General features: G+C 53.5%; 16 protein-coding genes. 14 read left to right on the top strand and 2 right to left on the bottom strand.

Going from position 1 to position 19,381, the window contains the following annotated elements; all coding sequences use genetic code 11:
* Positions 1-6 precede the first annotated feature (6 nt).
* The 14 genes from tsaE (at position 7) to CWS43_RS17000 (ending at position 16,804) form a co-directional block, all read left to right on the top strand.
* Positions 7-474 carry a tRNA (adenosine(37)-N6)-threonylcarbamoyltransferase complex ATPase subunit type 1 TsaE gene (gene tsaE / locus CWS43_RS16935; RefSeq protein ID WP_101078273.1) on the top strand — a complete coding sequence of 156 codons (468 nt, stop codon included), beginning with the start codon at positions 7-9 and terminating at the stop codon, positions 472-474.
* 7 nt (positions 475-481) lie between these two features.
* Positions 482-2,236 (top strand): N-acetylmuramoyl-L-alanine amidase AmiB, encoded by a 1,755-nt coding sequence (gene amiB, locus CWS43_RS16940; RefSeq protein WP_101078274.1) that lies wholly within the window; start codon positions 482-484, stop codon positions 2,234-2,236.
* A 35-nt stretch (positions 2,237-2,271) separates the two neighbouring features.
* The gene (mutL, locus tag CWS43_RS16945; protein WP_101078275.1) at positions 2,272-4,176 is read left to right on the top strand and encodes a DNA mismatch repair endonuclease MutL; all 1,905 of its coding nucleotides are present in this window, start codon (positions 2,272-2,274) and stop codon (positions 4,174-4,176) included.
* A complete protein-coding gene (gene miaA / locus CWS43_RS16950; RefSeq protein ID WP_101078276.1) occupies positions 4,169-5,110 on the top strand; it encodes a tRNA (adenosine(37)-N6)-dimethylallyltransferase MiaA in 942 nt (313 codons plus the stop codon). The genes mutL and miaA overlap by 8 nt, the downstream gene beginning before the upstream one ends.
* 114 nt (positions 5,111-5,224) lie before the next feature.
* Positions 5,225-5,533, top strand: a complete 309-nt coding sequence (gene hfq, locus CWS43_RS16955; protein WP_101078277.1) for an RNA chaperone Hfq — start codon at positions 5,225-5,227, stop codon at positions 5,531-5,533.
* Between the two features lie 98 nt (positions 5,534-5,631).
* On the top strand, positions 5,632-6,936 hold the full coding sequence (gene hflX / locus CWS43_RS16960; protein WP_101078278.1) for a ribosome rescue GTPase HflX: 1,305 nt from the start codon (positions 5,632-5,634) through the stop codon (positions 6,934-6,936).
* Positions 6,937-6,969: 33 nt separating this feature from the next.
* The gene (gene hflK, locus CWS43_RS16965) at positions 6,970-8,259 is read left to right on the top strand and encodes an FtsH protease activity modulator HflK (RefSeq protein WP_101078279.1); all 1,290 of its coding nucleotides are present in this window, start codon (positions 6,970-6,972) and stop codon (positions 8,257-8,259) included.
* Between the two features lie 2 nt (positions 8,260-8,261).
* A complete protein-coding gene (hflC, locus tag CWS43_RS16970; protein WP_101078280.1) occupies positions 8,262-9,266 on the top strand; it encodes a protease modulator HflC in 1,005 nt (334 codons plus the stop codon).
* A 95-nt stretch (positions 9,267-9,361) separates the two neighbouring features.
* Positions 9,362-9,562: a DUF2065 domain-containing protein gene (locus tag CWS43_RS16975; protein WP_101078281.1), complete on the top strand. Its 201-nt coding sequence runs from the start codon at positions 9,362-9,364 to the stop codon at positions 9,560-9,562.
* A 144-nt stretch (positions 9,563-9,706) separates the two neighbouring features.
* A complete protein-coding gene (locus tag CWS43_RS16980) occupies positions 9,707-11,005 on the top strand; it encodes an adenylosuccinate synthase (protein WP_101078282.1) in 1,299 nt (432 codons plus the stop codon).
* Positions 11,006-11,233: 228 nt separating this feature from the next.
* Positions 11,234-11,659, top strand: a complete 426-nt coding sequence (gene nsrR, locus CWS43_RS16985) for a nitric oxide-sensing transcriptional repressor NsrR (RefSeq protein ID WP_101078283.1) — start codon at positions 11,234-11,236, stop codon at positions 11,657-11,659.
* Between the two features lie 41 nt (positions 11,660-11,700).
* Positions 11,701-14,199, top strand: coding sequence for a ribonuclease R (gene rnr, locus CWS43_RS16990; RefSeq protein WP_101078284.1), 2,499 nt, complete (start codon positions 11,701-11,703; stop codon positions 14,197-14,199).
* A gap of 92 nt (positions 14,200-14,291) precedes the next feature.
* On the top strand, positions 14,292-15,035 hold the full coding sequence (gene rlmB, locus CWS43_RS16995) for a 23S rRNA (guanosine(2251)-2'-O)-methyltransferase RlmB (RefSeq protein ID WP_014411562.1): 744 nt from the start codon (positions 14,292-14,294) through the stop codon (positions 15,033-15,035).
* 137 nt (positions 15,036-15,172) lie between these two features.
* The gene (locus CWS43_RS17000) at positions 15,173-16,804 is read left to right on the top strand and encodes an isovaleryl-CoA dehydrogenase (RefSeq protein WP_101078285.1); all 1,632 of its coding nucleotides are present in this window, start codon (positions 15,173-15,175) and stop codon (positions 16,802-16,804) included.
* On the opposite strand, the gene bsmA is transcribed toward CWS43_RS17000, so the two are convergent.
* Positions 16,805-17,116 (bottom strand): biofilm peroxide resistance protein BsmA, encoded by a 312-nt coding sequence (gene bsmA, locus CWS43_RS17005; protein WP_101078286.1) that lies wholly within the window; start codon positions 17,114-17,116, stop codon positions 16,805-16,807.
* 95 nt (positions 17,117-17,211) lie between these two features.
* On the bottom strand, positions 17,212-19,161 hold the full coding sequence (locus CWS43_RS17010) for a methyl-accepting chemotaxis protein (RefSeq protein WP_101078287.1): 1,950 nt from the start codon (positions 19,159-19,161) through the stop codon (positions 17,212-17,214).
* Positions 19,162-19,381 lie beyond the last annotated feature (220 nt).

The following is a 19,381-nucleotide window of genomic DNA, read 5'->3' on the forward strand; positions in this document are numbered from 1 at the left end:
CACTGAATGAATCAACTTAATCTCTCTTTACCCGACGAAGCAGCAACGCTGCAACTGGGTGCTTCTCTGGCGAAAGCCTGCGAAGGCTCAACAGTTATCCATCTCTTTGGTGATCTGGGGGCTGGTAAAACAACCTTTAGCCGGGGTTTTCTTCAGGCTCTGGGGCACAAAGGCAATGTAAAAAGCCCAACGTATACGCTGGTTGAGCCTTATCAGTTGGAAACCATTGCCGTTTATCATTTTGATTTATACCGCCTTGCCGATCCTGAAGAACTGGAGTTTATGGGGATCCGTGATTATTTTGCGCAAGATGCTATTTGTCTGGTGGAGTGGCCCCAGCAGGGCGCGGGCGTTTTACCGGAGCCCGATATCGAACTGACGCTGGATTATTCGCAGCAAGGGCGCACGGCTACGCTGGTGGCTGTCTCTGAATCCGGTATAAATTTACTGCATCGTGTTCAACAGCAAGGATGACCGCGCGATGAACTCACGCTTTACCTCTTTTTTAACGTCAACGGTGATACGATTATCGGCGCTGATGCTGCTTGCGGTGCTGTCCAGCACCTCCGGGTTTGCGGCAGGCATGAAAAACATCAACGTTTCTAATGGCGCAACACAATCTACAGTCACGATTACCTTCGACGGTTCGCCCGATTATTCTTTCTTCCCGCTGCATAACCCGGAACGCGTCGTGATGGATATCCGTCAGGACGGCGTGATGAAAGGCCTGCCGCTGGATTTCAACGGCCAAAATCTGGTGACGCGTGTGCGAGCCAGTACGCCTGCGAATGCGCAAAGTCAGCGTCTTGTTTTTGAACTCAATCAGAAAGTCAGAACCAACGCCACTAAACAGAAAGAAGGTGGCCTGTACACCGTTGTGCTGACGATGAATGCGATATCAGCGCCACGCCGTAGCGCACCACTGGCAACCACGACGAACACGCCTTCACCGAATGCTTCAGCGTCGACGAAATCGAATCCGTTTACCAACGATCAGACCAAAGTGGTTTCCACTGCGGTAGCGCCGGATAATTCCCGCTCATCGACCGTTTCCACCAGCGACAGTAAAATTATTGTCGCAATCGACGCCGGTCACGGCGGGCAAGATCCGGGCGCGATTGGGGCCGGTGGTTTGAAAGAAAAGAATGTCACCATCGCTATCGCCCGCAAACTCCAGGCATTGCTCGATGCTGACCCGATGTTTAAACCGGTTCTGACCCGCGACGGCGACTATTTTATTTCCGTCATGGGGCGTTCGGATGTTGCCCGTAAGAAGAATGCGAATGTCTTGGTTTCGATTCACGCGGATGCCGCGCCAAGCCGCAGTGCGCGCGGGGCGTCGGTGTGGGTTCTGTCCAACCGTCGCGCTAACAGCGAAATGGGTAACTGGCTGGAACAGCATGAGAAACAATCAGAATTGCTTGGTGGCGCAGGTGATGTGCTGGCAAATACCGCGTCTGACCCTTATCTGAGTCAGGCGGTTCTGGATTTGCAGTTCGGCCATTCTCAGCGTGTGGGCTATGACGTCGCGACCCGCGTTTTGCGCGAGCTGCGGACAGTCGGTTCCTTGCATAAAGCTAAGCCGGAACACGCCAGCTTAGGCGTGCTGCGTTCGCCGGATATTCCGTCTTTGTTGGTGGAAACCGGCTTTATCAGTAACTCAACCGAGGAGCGGCTGCTGGGCAGCAGCGCGTACCAGGATAAAATTGCACGAGCCATTCACATTGGCCTGCGTAATTATTTCCAGTCGCACCCGATACAAAACGGCCCAAAGGTAGAAAACCGTCCGCTGCTGGCATCAGCATCGGCGGCAGACACTAACACAGCAGGCAGTTCTTCCGTCAGTCAGCCCGGCCCGATTGAAGCCACCGCCGCTTCCGGCGGGGCAACGCAAATTCACAAAGTCACCCGTGGTGAAACACTGACCGGCATTGCCAACAGTTACGGAACGACCAATGCGGCGCTGCGTGACCTCAATAAATTGAAAAAAGATGGCGTCTGGGTCGGTCAGAGATTGAAAGTACCGGCCGGCACCCGCACATCTTCTGCAGCAAGTACGTCGTCCGTGACGGCAAAAGTGACCAAAAAGTCGACAAAACATACGGTGAAACGTGGCGATACGCTTTCCGCCATTGCGAGCAAATATGGTGTCAGCATGAATGACATCAAAACGACGAATCACATGAAGTCTGGCGAGGTGCAGCTCGGCCAAACCTTAACTATTCCACAGTCTTAAGGGCGGTTATCTGACCGTCTTTCACAGGAGCCGCTATGCCGATTAAGGTACTGCCGCCGCAGCTTGCTAATCAGATAGCAGCAGGCGAAGTTGTCGAAAGGCCGGCTTCCGTAGTGAAGGAACTGGTGGAAAATAGCCTGGACGCGGGCGCGACGCGTATCGATATCGATATTGATCGCGGTGGTGCGAAGCTTATCCGTATTCGTGACAATGGCTGCGGGATTGGCAAAGACGATCTGGCCCTCGCGCTGGCGCGTCATGCCACCAGTAAGATCACCTGCCTCGACGATCTGGAAGCCATTCTCAGCCTCGGCTTTCGCGGTGAAGCACTGGCCAGTATCAGCTCGGTGTCGCGCCTGATTCTGACCTCACGTACCGCAGAACAACAGGAAGCCTGGCAGGCGTACGCCGAAGGCCGCGACATGGCGGTGACGGTGAAGCCAGCAGCACACCCGCAGGGTTCTACCGTTGAAGTGCTGGATTTGTTTTACAACACACCCGCCCGGCGCAAATTTATGCGCACCGAAAAGACCGAATTTACCCATATTGATGAAGTCGTGCGCCGCATTGCGCTGGCGCGTTTTGACGTTTCCGTCAATCTCAGCCACAACGGCAAACTGATCCGGCAGTACCGTGCTGTGAAAGATCCGTCGCAGTCTTCCCGCCGTCTGGCCAGTATTTGCAGCCCGACGTTCGTTGAACATGCGCTGGAGGTCGAATGGAGCCACGGTGATCTGGCGATCCGCGGCTGGGTTGCGGACCCGGCCGGTTCGCGCAGCCTGACTGACATGCAATATTGCTACGTGAATAACCGCATGATGAAAGATCGCCTGATTAATCATGCGATCCGCCAGGCGTATCAGGATCAACTGAAAGACGAACAGCAGCCCGCGTATGTGCTGTATCTGGATGTCGATCCGCACCAGGTGGACGTCAATGTGCATCCGGCGAAACACGAAGTGCGCTTCCACCAGTCGCGGCTGGTTCATGATTTCATCTATCAGGCCGTGATGTCTGTTTTACAACAGGCGGGCAATCCGGTTCTGGATGAACCGCAGCTGCAGGAAGAAACACCGCGCTGGCAACCGGAAAACCGGCAGGCGGCAGGGGGAAATCATTTCTCACAGCCCGCAGATAAAAAAACGCCCCAGCCTGTGCGGGAAAATGTGTTTCCTGAAACGGCCCGAAGCAGCGTTCCGCGTGAACCGGCATTCCGCAGTTCTGAACCGGCTTATAACCGCAGTGAGGCGAAGCCCTATCAGCAGCTTTTGCAGCCTGCTGCCGGGGATTTCTCTTTGCAAGGGCCCGCCCCCGTTGTGGCACAGGCCGCTAAGCCCGCCGCCGCCGAGCCACGTACACTGGCTGAACAGGCGCTCGAAGCGCATAGCCACAGCTTCGGGCGTGTACTGGCGGTCTGTTCGGCGGAGTACGCATTGCTGGAACACGGGAAACAGCTGAGGCTCTTATCCCTGCCGGTAGCCGATCGCTGGCTGAAATGGGCGCAACTGACGCCGCCGGAAGAGGGGCTTCGTCCCCAGCCTTTACTGATCCCGCTTAAACTCACGATCAGTAAAGAAGAAATTACAGTACTGGCGCGTCACCAGACGTTGTTACAACATTTTGGTCTGGAAATGTTCACTGACTCACAGCGTGTGACGGTTCGCGCGGTACCTTTACCATTACGCCAACAAAATTTACAAAAGTTGATACCTGATCTGTTAGGTTACCTTGCTGTTCAGCAGGAGGTGACTTCTGATGCGGTAGCTATGTGGTTTGCCCGCCACTGCGGCTGTGAGCACGAAGTCTGGACAATTTCACAAGCCATACAATTACTCACGGATGTTGAGCGCCTTTGCCCGCAGTTGGTGAAATCGCCCCCGTCCGGACTTCTCCAACCTCTTGATTTACAGCCCGCGCTGGCGGCTTTTAAGCATGACTGATTCTGAAAAAAACTCCGCTCCCCCGGCGATCTTTATTATGGGGCCGACGGCATCGGGCAAAACAGCCCTGGCGATGTCGCTGATGAAACACCTTCCTGTTGAGTTAATCAGTGTGGATTCCGCATTGATCTACCGTGGAATGGATATCGGCACCGCAAAACCAACGGCGGAGGAGTTGACGCAAGCACCACATCGTTTGATTGATATTCTTGATCCGGCTTTGGCCTATTCCGCTGCGGATTTTCGTCGTGATGCATTACGCGAAATGGCAGAAATAACCGCGCGAAACAAGATCCCATTATTGGTAGGTGGGACTATGCTTTATTTCAAAGCATTACTCGAAGGTCTTTCTCCTTTACCGGCAGCCGATGCTGATGTGCGCGAACGTATAGAAAAGCAGGCTGCAGAGCAGGGTTGGGAAGCGCTGCATGACCAATTGCGGGAGATAGATCCCGTTGCAGCTATGCGAATTCATCCGAATGATCCACAGAGACTGTCCAGAGCACTGGAAGTTTTTTTTATTTCGGGTAAAACTTTAACGGAACTGACTAAAATTTCGGGTGAAACATTACCCTATCGCGTATATCAGTTTGCGATTGCACCCACCCGCCGTGAGTTATTACATGCGCGGATCGAGGAACGTTTTAGTCAGATGTTGTCCAATGGTTTTGAAGACGAAGTCCGAACGCTGATAGCCCGTGGCGATTTGCATACAGATTTGCCTTCTATTCGTTGTGTAGGCTATCGCCAGATGTGGTCATATTTATCTGGCGAATTCGATTACGATGAAATGGTTTATCGTGGTGTTTGCGCGACACGACAACTGGCCAAACGTCAGATGACCTGGTTGCGGGGTTGGGAAGGTGTCGATTGGCTTGATTCTGAAAAGCCCGAAGAAGCCTTAAGCCGTGTAATTCAGGTTGTTAGTGCATAGGTTGGGTGATTGTGTACAATTGATCAGTACTCAGCGCGCAAATTTTTTATGTGATTTATTTTCGAACCGATAGGTTCAAAGTTACAAACAACAAACTAATAAGGAAAAGATAGAATGGCTAAGGGGCAATCTTTGCAAGATCCGTTCCTGAACGCATTGCGTCGTGAACGTGTTCCGGTTTCTATTTACTTGGTGAATGGTATTAAGCTGCAAGGCCAGATTGAGTCTTTTGACCAGTTTGTCATTCTGTTAAAAAATACGGTAAGCCAGATGGTGTATAAACACGCTATCTCCACCGTAGTGCCTTCACGCCCGGTATCGCATCATAGCAATAACCCAGGTACGGGCGGCACCAGCAATTATCACCATGGTAGCACTCCGTCTGCGCAACAGCCGCAGCAGGAAAACGATGACGCTGAATAAAGCGCAACGTTGGTCAACCACGAAGGGGTTCATAAGTATTCCGATTATGCTTATGCACCCCCGGCTGGCGAATTTTTCCCAAATGAGAGGTCGCAAGCTTGTTTGACCGTTATGAAGCCGGTGAGCAGGCCGTACTGGTTCATATCTATTTCTCGCAAGACAAAGACACGGAAGACCTGAGCGAGTTTGAATCGCTGGTATCTTCTGCAGGTGTAGAGGCGTTGCAAGTCGTCACCGGGAGCCGCAAGGCACCGCACCCTAAATACTTTGTCGGTGAAGGAAAGGCCCAAGAAATCGCAGATGCCGTCAAAGCAACGGGCGCTTCTGTCATCCTGTTCGATCACGCTTTGTCCCCCGGCCAGGAACGAAACCTGGAAGCCTTATGCGAATGTCGCGTTGTCGACCGCACCGGTTTGATTTTAGATATTTTTGCCCAGCGGGCACGAACTCACGAAGGTAAGTTACAAGTAGAACTGGCGCAATTACGCCACATTGCTACCCGACTGGTTCGCGGCTGGACACACCTTGAGCGTCAGGGCGGTGGCATTGGCGCACGTGGCCCGGGTGAAACCCAGCTCGAAACTGACCGCCGTTTACTGCGCGACAGAATTACATTGATCCTCAGCCGTCTTGAAAAAGTGGCTAAGCAGCGAGAACAAGGTCGTCGTTCACGCGTTCGTGCGGATATCCCAACGGTGTCTTTGGTTGGATATACCAACGCCGGAAAATCCACACTCTTTAACCGTATTACTCAGGCCGATGTTTACGTGGCCAATCAGTTGTTTGCTACACTGGATCCTACGCTGCGCCGTATTATGGTGGCTGATGTTGGGGAGACGGTTTTGGCGGACACCGTAGGGTTTATTCGTCACCTGCCTCATGATTTGGTTGCTGCCTTTAAAGCAACGCTGCAGGAAACCCGACAGGCATCTCTGTTACTACATGTTATTGATGCAGCGGATATCCGTGTTCAAGAAAATATTGACGCGGTGAATACGGTGCTGGCAGAGATTGAAGCAGATGAAATCCCTGCGCTGTTAGTGATGAACAAAATAGATATGCTGGACGATTTTGTCCCGCGTATCGACCGCAACGAGGAGAATTTGCCGGTCAGGGTCTGGCTCTCAGCCGTGACAGGTGAAGGTATTCCGTTGCTCTTTCAGGCATTAACGGAGCGACTCTCTGGCGAAATCGCGCAGCATGAATTGTGCTTACCGCCGGAAGCTGGCCGCCTTCGTAGCCGTTTTTACCAGCTTCAGGCAATTGAAAAAGAATGGATTGAAGAGGATGGCTGTATCGGTCTGATGGTGCGAATGCCCATCGTTGACTGGCGTCGCCTCTGCAAACAAGAGCAGGAATTGGAAAGCTATGTCCGCAACCAGAGCCTGTCTGATTTGGCCTGAAGAACACCAATCATAGAATAATGGAGCTATAACATGGCGTGGAATCAGCCCGGTAATAACGGACAGGACCGCGACCCCTGGGGCAGCAGCAATAATAGCGGCAACTCTGGTGGAAATTCTGGTGGAAATAATGACAACAAAGGCGGCCGCAATCAGGGGCCTCCTGACCTGGATGATATCTTCCGTAAACTTAGCAAGAAGCTGGGTGGATTCGGTGGAAAAGGTTCAGGCAACAATAATAACAACGGTACGCCAACCGGTTCTGGTCATGGAATGAGTGGCACCCGGATTGCGGGCATTGCGGTTGCCGCGGTGGTTGTGATTTGGGCCGCGACAGGTTTCTATACCATTAAAGAAGCGGAGCGTGGCGTGGTCACCCGTTTTGGTAAGTTCAGCCATCTGGTTGAACCGGGCCTGAACTGGAAACCTACTTTCATCGATCAGGTTCGCGCAGTGAACGTCGAAGCCGTACGTGAACTGGCAGCGTCGGGTGTAATGCTGACGTCTGATGAAAACGTGGTACGCGTTGAAATGAACGTGCAGTACCGCGTGACTAACCCTGAAGCGTACCTGTTCAGCGTCGCCAACCCTGACGACAGCCTGAGTCAGGCGACGGACAGCGCATTGCGTGGCGTTATCGGCAAATACACGATGGATAAAATCCTGACTGAAGGCCGTACCACCGTGCGTAGTGACACCCAGCGAGTACTGGAAGAAACCATTCGTCCGTACAAAATGGGTATCACCATTCAGGACGTCAACTTCCAGACCGCGCGTCCGCCGGAAGAAGTCAAAGCTTCTTTCGATAATGCGATTGCCGCCCGTGAAAGAGAGCAACAGTCTATTCGTGAAGCAGAAGCTTACGCGAACCAGATCCAGCCTCTGGCAAACGGTGAAGCACAACGCTTGCTGGAAGACGCAAAAGCGTATAAAGACCGTACCGTTCTGGAAGCGCAGGGTGAAGTGGCCCGGTTCTCAAAACTGTTACCAGAATATAAAGCCGCACCGGAAATTACCCGCGAGCGTCTTTATATCGAAACCATGGAAAAAGTCCTCAGTCATACCCGTAAAGTTCTGGTAAGCGACAAGGGAAACAATCTGATGGTATTGCCACTGGATCAGATGCTGCGTGGAAATAACGCGGCAGCGAACGATACCAGCAAAAATGATGACACAGGTTTGTTACCTTCTGTGCCGGGTTTGACCAGCAGTAATGGCAAAAGCAGTGCCGATAACAGCAGTTCCCGTTCGTCTGGCAGTGTCATGGACCAGCGCCGTGCTAATGCACAGCGTGACGATACACTTCGCGTAGGGAGAGAATAACAATGCGTAAGTCATTTTTACTTATCGTCGTTGTGGTGCTGGTGGCGCTTTATGCTTCACTGTTTGTGGTTCAGGAAGGCCAGCGCGGTATCGTGCTGCGTTTCGGTAAAGTCCTGCGCGACAGCGATAACAAGCCTCTGGTCTATGCGCCGGGCCTGCATTTTAAGGTTCCATTTGTGGAATCCATCAAAATGCTCGACGCGCGTATCCAGACGATGGATAACCAGGCTGACCGTTTCGTGACCAGCGAGAAGAAAGACCTGATCGTCGATTCTTATCTGAAATGGCGCATCAGCGATTTCAGCCGTTACTATCTGGCAACGGGCGGCGGTGACGTCTCTCAGGCCGAAGTTTTGCTGAAACGTAAATTCAGTGACCGTTTGCGTTCTGAAATTGGTCGTCTGGATGTGAAAGACATTGTGACCGATTCCCGGGGCCGTCTGACGCTGGACGTGCGTGACGCACTGAACACCGGCAGCGCAGGCGACGAGCCGGAAGCCACTACCGAAGCGGATGATGCTATCGCGTCTGCGGCTAAACGTGTTGAGCAGGAAACCAAAGGCAAACAGCCTGCGGTGAACCCGAACAGCATGGCGGCGCTGGGTATTGAAGTGGTTGACGTTCGTCTGAAACAAATCAACTTGCCGGAAGAAGTGTCCAGCGCAATTTACGATCGTATGCGCGCTGAGCGTAATGCTGTTGCATTGCGTCACATCTCTCAGGGTAAAGAAGAGGCGACCAAGATTCAGGCTGCCGCAGATTACGAAAGAACCCGTACGGTTGCTGAAGCAGAACGTACCGCCCGTATCACACGTGGTGAAGGCGATGCTGAAGCGGCGAAACTGTTTGCTGATGCATTCAGCCAGGATCCGGATTTCTATGCGTTCATCCGTAGCCTGCGTGCTTATGAGGCCAGCTTCAAGAGCGGTAACGATGTCATGGTGTTAAGCCCTGACAGCGATTTCTTCCGCTTCATGAAGTCACCTGATCAGCTAAAAACTAAATAATTGCAGATGCAATTTTCTAAAAGGCCCTTTGTGGGCCTTTTGTCATTTCTGAAACGCATTTTCCTGTTGAAGGGAATCACTGAGACACATTCACCATGAATTCGACAATCTGGCTGGCGCTGGCCTTAGTTTTGGTTCTGGAAGGCCTGGGGCCGATGCTTTATCCAAAATCGTGGAGAAAAATGATCCTTACCCTGGCGAATCTTCCGGACTCTGTTTTACGTCGTTTTGGCGGGGGGCTTGTGGTCGCAGGCTTCGTAATTTACTACATGTTGCGTGGTCGTCTGGGGGGTTGAGGTTTTGTTACGTTCAGCGTGTCACGTCCTGCTGAGACCGGTAGCACGCAATTAAAATTTTTCCCGCAAACGTGTGCTAAAAGTACTGGAAAGCACAGAATGAGATGTTAGAATCCTTTTTTAAGCAACCTGGTGATTCTTGAGATGGGTAAGAACGTCGTCGTACTCGGCACACAATGGGGTGATGAAGGGAAAGGCAAGGTCGTAGACCTGCTTACTGAACGGGCTAAATATGTTGTGCGCTATCAGGGCGGTCACAACGCCGGTCACACTCTGGTTATCAACGGTGAAAAAACCGTTCTTCATTTAATTCCGTCTGGCATTCTGCGTGAGAACGTGATCAGCATCATCGGCAACGGTGTTGTTCTGGCACCTGACGCGTTAATGAAAGAAATGGGCGAACTTGAAGCTCGTGGCATCCCTGTACGCGAACGTCTGTTACTCTCTGAAGCTTGCCCGCTGATCCTGCCTTACCATGTCGCACTGGACATGGCGCGCGAAAAAGCGCGTGGCGATAAAGCTATCGGCACCACTGGTCGCGGCATCGGCCCGGCTTATGAAGATAAAGTTGCCCGTCGCGGTCTGCGCGTTGGCGATCTCTTCAACAAAGAAACTTTCGCTATCAAGCTGAAAGAAATCATCGATTATCATAACTTCCAGCTGGTTAACTACTACAAAGTAGAAGCCGTTGATTTCCAGAAAACGTTGGATGATGTCATGGCTATCGCCGACATCCTGACGGCTATGGTTGTTGACGTGTCTGAGCTGCTGGATGGCGCGCGTAAGCGTGGCGATCTGATCATGTTCGAAGGCGCACAAGGTACGCTTCTGGACATCGACCACGGGACCTATCCGTACGTAACCTCATCCAACACCACTGCAGGCGGCGTCGCTACCGGTTCTGGTATTGGCCCACGTTATGTTGATTACGTTCTGGGTATCGTAAAAGCCTATTCCACCCGCGTAGGTGCAGGTCCGTTCCCGACTGAACTGTTCGACGAAACTGGCGAATTCCTGCGTAAGCAAGGTAACGAATTTGGTGCGACCACCGGTCGTAGCCGTCGTTGCGGCTGGCTGGACATCGTTGCCGTACGTCGTTCTGTGCAGATCAACTCCCTGTCTGGTTTCTGTCTGACCAAACTGGACGTGCTGGACGGTCTGAAAGAAGTGAAGCTGTGTGTCGGTTACCGCATGCCTGATGGCCGCGAAATGACAACCACTCCGCTGGCAGCAGAAGGCTGGGAAGGGATCGAGCCAATCTACGAAATCATGCCAGGCTGGAGCGAAACCACCTTTGGCGTGAAAGAAGTCGAAAATCTGCCTCAGGCAGCACTGAACTACATCAAGCGCATTGAAGAGCTGACTGAAGTTCCGGTTGATATTATTTCGACTGGCCCGGATCGTAGCGAAACCATGATCCTGCGCGACCCGTTTGACGCATAACAGCCTGAGCTGATTGCGTAAAAACGTCATAACCGGGCAAATTTGCCCGGTTTATTTTTTTCTGACTGCCCACGCTTGTTTACTTCCCGCGAAGCATCCACTATCTAAATGATTAGCTGCAAAGTTCGCGGCTGGTTTATCATCAAAGTGTCATAATAAACAATCATCTTCACCCTGTTGTCATTGCTGACGTAGAAAGACCGGGTAAACAACTACCCAGAGGTATGTGTGCAGTTAACGAGTTTTACTGATTATGGTTTGAGAGCGTTGATTTATATGGCATCACTGCCAGACGGTCAGATGACTAATATTACGCAGGTCACCGAGGTTTACGGTGTATCGCGCAACCACATGGTGAAAATCATTAATCAGTTGAGCCGTGCAGGCCTGGTCACCGCTGTTCGCGGTAAAAACGGGGGCATTAAGCTGGGTAAACCGGCGCAGACAATCCGCATTGGTGACGTGGTTCGCGAACTGGAGCCGCTTTCACTGGTGAATTGCGCCAGTGATTTTTGCCACATCACGCCTGCCTGCCGGTTAAAACAAGTCCTGCACACTGCTGTAGAACATTTTCTTGATGAGCTGAATCAGTACACTCTGGCCGATATGGTCAAAGACAACTCAACGCTCTACAAATTATTGCTTGTTGAATGAAAGACTTTCAACAAACTGCTGATGACAACGGAGGAACCGCTATGTCACAAGATCCATTCCTGGAACGAGAAGCAGAAAAATACGAATCACCTATTCCCAGCCGTGAATTCATTCTTGAACACCTCGCTAAACGTGAAACGCCAGCCAGCCGGGAAGAAATTGGTAATGAACTCAACTTGTCCGGGGAAGAGGCGCTGGAAGCCCTGCGTCGTCGCCTGCGTGCGATGGAGCGTGACGGACAGCTGGTCTTCACCCGCCGTCAGTGTTACGCGCTGCCGGAACGTCTGGACTTGCTGAAAGGCACCGTCATTGGCCACCGTGATGGCTATGGTTTCCTGCGTCTTGAAGGCGTTAAGAAAGACGACGTATACCTTTCTGCTGAACAAATGAAAATGTGCATCCACGGTGATGTGGTGCTTGCACAACCGGTCGGCACCGACCGTAAAGGCCGCCGTGAAGCGCGTATCGTGCGCGTTCTGGTGCCAAAAACCAGCCAGATTGTTGGCCGGTACTTTACCGACGCGGGCGCGGGTTTTGTGGTGCCTGACGACAGCCGCCTGAGCTTCGATATTTTGATCCCGGCCGATGCCATTAACGGCGCGCGCATGGGGTATATGGTGGTGGTGGAGCTGACGCAGCGTCCAACCCGCCGTACCAAAGCAGTGGGTAAAATTGTTGAAGTGCTGGGCGATAAAATGGGCACCAGTATGGCGGTGGATATCGCGTTGCGTACCCACGAAATCCCGCACGTCTGGCCGCCACAGGTTCTGAAACAGGTAGAAGACCTGAGCGAACAGGTGCCGGAAGAAGCCAAAAAAGGCCGCGTCGATTTGCGCAGCCTGCCGTTAGTCACCATCGATGGTGAAGACGCCCGCGACTTTGATGACGCCGTATATTGCGAGAAAAAACGTGGTGGCGGCTGGCGCTTGTGGGTGGCTATCGCTGATGTGAGTTATTACGTCCGCCACGGCACAGCGCTGGATGACGAAGCACGCAGCCGCGCGACGTCTGTTTACTTCCCGTCGCAGGTTGTCCCGATGCTGCCGGAAGTCCTGTCGAACGGCCTGTGTTCCCTGAACCCGCAGGTTGACCGTCTGTGTATGGTCTGTGAGATGACGATCTCCGCGCAGGGCAAGCTGACCAGCTCTAAATTCTACGAAGCGGTGATGAGCTCCCATGCGCGTCTGACGTACAACAAAGTCTGGCGCATCATCGAAGGCGATCCTGAGCTGCGCGAGCAGTACAACCCGCTGGTTAAGCATCTGCTTGAACTGCATACCATGTACAAAGTGCTGGATCAGGCGCGTGCAGAACGCGGTGGCATCGCCTTTGAAACGGAAGAAGCGAAATTCATCTTCAACGCCGAGCGCCGTATCGAACGTGTCGAACCGACCGTCCGTAACGACGCGCACAAACTCATTGAAGAGTGCATGATCCTCGCGAACATCGCGGCGGCGCGTTTTGTTGAAAAGCATAACGAACCTGCATTGTTCCGTGTTCACGACCGTCCAAGCGACGACCATATTTCCGCGCTGCGAAGCGTGCTGGGTGAGCTGGGTCTGGTCATGGGCGGCGGTCTGAAACCTGAGCCGAAAGATTATGCTCAGATTATGGATGAACTGGCGGATCGCCCTGACCGCGAAATGCTGCAAACGATGTTGCTGCGTTCGATGAAACAGGCGATTTATGACCCGGAAAACCGCGGTCATTTTGGTCTGGCGTTGCAGTCCTACGGGCACTTTACGTCTCCAATCCGCCGTTATCCGGATCTGGCCTTGCACCGCGCCATCAAATATCTGCTGGCGAAAGAGCACGGCACGCTGAAAGACCGCTGGACGCCAACCGGCGGCTGGCACAGTGATTACGAAGACATGTTGCAGCTCGGCGAGCATTGTTCCATGGCAGAACGCCGTGCGGATGAAGCGACCCGTAACGTGGCTGACTGGCTGAAATGTGACTTCATGCAGGATCACGTCGGTGAAGTCTTCACCGGTATTATCGCCAGCGTCACCGGCTTCGGTTTCTTCGTGCGCCTGAACGACTTGTTCATCGACGGTCTGGTACATGTGTCCTCGCTGGACAACGATTACTATCGTTACGACAACATCGGGCAGCGCCTGGTGGGCGAATCTTCCGGCGCGGTTTACCGCCTGGGCGATACGGTAGAAATCCGCGTTGAAGCCGTACATATGGATGAGCGAAAAATCGATTTCGCACTGGTTTCCAGCACCCGTAAAGCGCGTGGTGAAGGCAAAACAGCCCGTGATCGCGCCAAAAAAGGTGGCGAACGTTCCATGCGTTCCGCCGCGCCGGCCAATGCAGGGCGTCGCCGTACCGGCAAGAAAAACGTGAACTTCGAGCCGGACAGCGCTTTCCGTAAAGACGACGCGAAACCTGCCAGGCCGAAGAAAGAAAAGGTTGTTGGTGCAGTCGGTAAAGACGGCAAACCAAAGAAAGCCAAAAAGCCTTCTGATAAAACGGCGAAAATCGCAGCGGCCACCAAAGCCAAGCGCGCGAAGAAAAAGTCGACTGACAGCTAATCCTTCCCGGCGATTCTTCTATGGTAGAATCGCCCGTAACCTTATTAAATTGCGGACAGCATGCTGTCCGCAAGTCTATTTTAAAGAGCATCATGAGCGAAATTATCTACGGTATTCATTCCGTTAAAGCCTTACTCGACAACGATCCGCAGCGCTTTCTGGAAGTCTTCATCCTGAAAGGTCGTGACGACAAACGTCTGAAGCCGCTGATCGACGAGCTGGAAGCCAGCGGCATTGTTATCCAGGTGGCGAGCCGCCAGTGGCTGGATGAGAAATCCGAAGGTGCTGTGCATCAGGGAATTATTGCCCGCGTGCGTGAAGGCCGCCAGTATCAGGAAAACGATCTGCCTGCGCTGCTGGAAAGCCTCGATTGCCCGTTCCTGCTGGTACTGGACGGCGTAACTGACCCGCATAACCTCGGTGCCTGCCTGCGTACCGCTGATGCGGCCGGTGTTCATGCCGTTATCGTTCCGCGTGACCGTTCTGCAAAACTGAACGCGACAGCCAAAAAAGTCGCCAGCGGCGCGGCAGAAAATGTGCCGTTGATCAACGTGACCAATCTGGCGCGGACTTTACGTGTATTGCAGGAACATAACGTCTGGATCGTCGGCACGGCTGGCGAAGCAGATCATGACCTGTTCCAGAGTAAAATGACCGGCCCGATGGCGCTGGTGATGGGCGCAGAAGGCGAAGGTATGCGCCGTCTGACCCGCGAACATTGCGACGAGCTGATCAGCATCCCGATGGCGGGCAGTGTGTCTTCCCTGAACGTGTCTGTCGCGACCGGTGTTTGTCTGTTCGAAGCGGTACGTCAGCGCGGTCTGAAAAAAAGCTGATTTCAGTTTCTGATTTCATGCCATAAAACGGGAGCCTTCGGGCTCCCGTTTGCATTTCTGCCTTTGTGATCTGCGCGCCTGTTAATTCCCCGCTTTTTACCATACTGATACCTCATCCTTTTGAAAGGGAGCAGGCGATGAACTGGGAAACACACCGGGTTTTCAATCAGCCCAAACCGTTGAGTAACAGCAATTTATTCCTCTCCGATACGCCGCTGCGCGAAGCTGTTTCACGTCAGCTGGCGGGCTGGGACAATGACGTGCTGGCCTCTTTAGGGCAGCAGCTGGGCTCTGCCGAATCGCTGGAACTTGGACGGCTGGCGAATGCGAATCCACCGGATCTTCTGCGCTATGACACCACCGGCGAACGGCTAGACGATGTCCGTTTCCACCCGGCCTGGCACTTGCTGATGCAGGGGCTGGTTGCCAACCGCGTGCATAATTTGCCGTGGCAGGAGGATGCACGTATCGGTTCCGCCGTGGCGCGGGCGGCGCGATTTATCCTGCATGCTCAGGTTGAGGCCGGAACACTTTGCCCGGTGACGATGACTTTCGGCTCGATTCCTCTTTTACAACAGTACCTGCCTGCGGAATTTCGCAACTGGCTGAAACCGCTGTTGTCTGACCGCTATGATCCGCATTTACAGCCCGGCGATCAGAAAAAAGGTGTGCTGATTGGTATGGGTATGACCGAAAAGCAGGGCGGTTCTGACGTGCTCAGCAACACCACGCGGGCGGTTGCGCTGGAAGGCCGTGGCAGCGGAAAACCGTATCATCTGACCGGGCACAAATGGTTTTTCTCGGTGCCGCAAAGCGATGCACATCTGGTGCTGGCGCATGCCGGCGGCGGGCTTTCCTGCTTCTTTCTGCCACGGGTTCTGCCGGATGGCTCGCGTAATGCCATCCGCATTGAACGCCTGAAAGACAAACTCGGTAACCGCTCGAATGCCAGCAGCGAAGTAGAGTTTCAGGATGCGACGGGCTGGCTGCTGGGCAATGAGGGCGAAGGGATCCGCCATATCCTGAAAATGGGCGGACATACGCGTTTTGACTGCGCGCTGGGCAGCCACGCCATGATGCGCCGGGCTTTATCCGTGGCGTTGTATCACGCCTTCCAGCGGCAGGTTTTCGGCAAACCGCTGATTGAACAGCCGCTGATGCGGCAAACGCTGAGCCGGATGGCCCTGCATCTGGAAGGGCAAACCATGCTACTGATGCGCCTGGGTGCTGCGACCGGTGCCCGTGATAATCCGGTTGAGCAGGTTTTGTGCCGCCTGCTGACGCCTGCCGCGAAGTTTGAAGTATGCCGTCAGGGCATGCCTTTTGTGGCGGAGGCGATGGAGGCGTTAGGCGGGATAGGGTATTGCGAAGACAGCGAACTGCCGCGTTTGTATCGTGAAATGCCAGTGAACAGTATCTGGGAAGGCTCCGGGAACGTGATGTGTCTTGATGTGATGAGAACGCTGAAAAAAATGCCTGCGAGCGGAGAACTGCTGCAACACCTGCTGCATCAGGCACGCGGGCAAAACCGGATTTTTGACCGCGCTTCACGCCAGTTCCTGCAACGGCTGCGAACACCGGAAGAAGCACAGGGGCGCTGGCTGACCGGGCAATTATTTAACCTGCTGGCGGCAACGCAGATGCTGGAATTCGCTTCGCCGCCAATGGCCGACGCGTGGTGCCGGCTGGTGCTGGATCCACGCGGTGAAACGTTGTTGCCGGAACGCCTGTGTCAGTTGCTGATCAACCGCGCAATCGGGGCCGAATGATTACCGGTAAAGCGTGGCCTGAGAATACCAGCGGCCAGGCACAATAGTTTCGCTGTTAAACATGATGACGTAATAACGTGCGCCCGCCGCATCGGCTTTGCGCCGTATTTCCGCTTCGACGTCCATCGGGCTGCCCATGGCTTCGGCAGTAATACTGCCGATTTTGGTCAACGTTGACGTTTGTGCGCGGGTAATTTCCTGTGCTTTTTCCGTCGGCGCGGGCGGAGGAACCGGCGTTGTCTGCATGATGTTACTGCAACCGCTAAGCGCTGCGAGTAACAGCAACGCAGCGGAGATTCGGAGGGATTTCATCGTGATATCCGGTAAAAGGGCGATAGTCTGAGTGTAGCCCTTTCAGCGGTACGCTGGCGAGTCTGCGCGGTGTTTATTGCCGCGCGACTCACGCCTTATCTTTCAGAAATTTTAAATACACTCACCAGCTGAGAAAGGTGGCGTCCCTGTTCGCTGAGCGCCGCAGCGGTTTGGCGGGAATTCTCCACCAGCGTGGCGTTCTCCTGTGTCGCTTTTCCAATCTGCATGATGGCAATATTGACCTGCGAAATCCCTGAGGATTGCTCGTGCGAGGCCACGTCGATGTCGCTCATCAGCACTTTTACCTGACGGATCCCGGTCAGAATATCGCTCATATTCGCCTGTGTTTTGGCCGCGCTCTGATGGCCGTCTTCGACCTTGCTCAGTGAATCGGCGACCAGATTTTCAATCTCTTTCACCGCATTCGAACTGCGTTGTGCCAGTGCCCGCACTTCGGCGGCGACCACAGCAAACCCGCGCCCGTGTTCACCGGCTCTTGCGGCTTCCACGGCGGCGTTCAGTGCCAGAATGTTGGTCTGGAAGGCGATGCCTTCGATGACGGTGGTGATATCCGCGATACGCGTTGAGGCATGTTTGATGGCCTCCATGCTTTCGACGGACTGATTCACCGCATCCGCACCGACCGTGGCGGCTTTATCGGTTTGTTGTACCAGTTGGGTTGCCTGCGTGGCGTTGTCCGCGGTGTTCTGAACGGTGGCGGTAATTTGCTCCATACTGGCCGAGGTTTCTTCAAGACTGCTCGCCTGCGTGCCAATCTGCTGATTGATCTGATCGCTGTCGTACGCCAGTCCGTGCGTATTGGTCATAATTTCAGAAGAAACCTGACGCACTTCGCCGACAATTTTCTCCAGCCCGTGGCCGATGCCGTCAATGGCGTGCATCAGGGAACCTATCTCGTCGATGCGCTGTGTCTGCGCGCGGGCACGCAAATCACCGCTGGCATATTGCTGGGCAATCAGTACCACGTCGCTGAGCGGGCGGCTGACCAGTTTTCGCGTCAGCCCGATAAACAGCGCTGCAAACAGCGCCAGCGCCAGCAGGCTGATCATCAGGAAGCGGTTACGCGTGCTGTTAACCTGTTCCATCAGGCTGTCTTTGTCGGTACTGCCCACAACCACCCAATGCCACGCCGGGACATTCGCGTAGACAATAAATTGCTGATGCTGGCTGGCCGGATCGGTGTACTCGCGCTCTCCATGCGGTTGCGACATTACCTGCTGTAACTCACCGTCCGGCCACGCCGGGGTTTTGCCTTCATCCGTGTCATGCACCAGATACTTGCCGAGATCTTTCCCCGGTGCGCTGTTCAGCACAAAGAAGTAGCCTTTCTCACCGATGCGCTTGGATAAAATTTTGGAGCGCATATCCGCGTACTCCTGCGTGATATCCACACCGACGAACAGGATGCCAATCACGCTGCCCTGTGCGTCGCGCACGGGCTGATATTTGGTGATGTATTTTTTGCCGAATAGCGTTGCCAGGCCGCTAAAGGATTGCCCGGCCATAATCCGCGTATACGCCGGGCTGGCGTTGTCGAGCAATGTTCCGATGGCGCGGGTGCCGTCTTGCTTTTTCAGCGAAGTTGTTACGCGGATAAAATCGTCGCCGCGACGGGCGAAAACCGTAGAGATCGCGCCGGTGCGTGCCAGAAAATCATCGGGGATCCGCGTATCAAGGTTCAGGGGATTGCCGCCAGCTTTAATGACCGGCGCAGACTCACTGCCCACCATCACCGGGCTGGTGGTATCAAGCTCAAAATTTTCTGGCAGAAAATGGCTGAATAAGCGCGTGTAGCTGTCGACTTCGGCATTCAGGCTGGCGTTATACATCTCAATCATGTCAACGACACCGGTCACCTGCTCTGAAATAGCATTAACGGCCAGTTCATTTACCTGTTTGCCCGCAGAATGTGTCAGAGACAAAGTGAAAATAATAAACAGGGTGCCGACCAGCAGCGAAGCGATACTGGCCAGTTTTGCGCCTATGCTCCAGCGGCGAAATGCACGTTTTGATGCCGTTTTCATGGGGTTTTTCCGTTTGCTTATGTAAGCGCACTAACGGCGGCAAACGGGAAAGGATTAATGATCAAATGTAACCAGTTATTTCATTAAAAATTGATTTGAATCAATGAAATTATTTTTAATATGTGAATTTGAATTAGGCCAAAATGACTGATTTTACTTTCACTTAAATAAGTGGTTATAAATCATACTTAAAAGGTAGTGGCTGGCGGGTGGCGGGGCG

Origin of the sequence: Rahnella sp. AA (genome assembly GCF_002834385.1) — a bacterium.
Classification (GTDB): Bacteria; Pseudomonadota; Gammaproteobacteria; order Enterobacterales; family Enterobacteriaceae; genus Rahnella.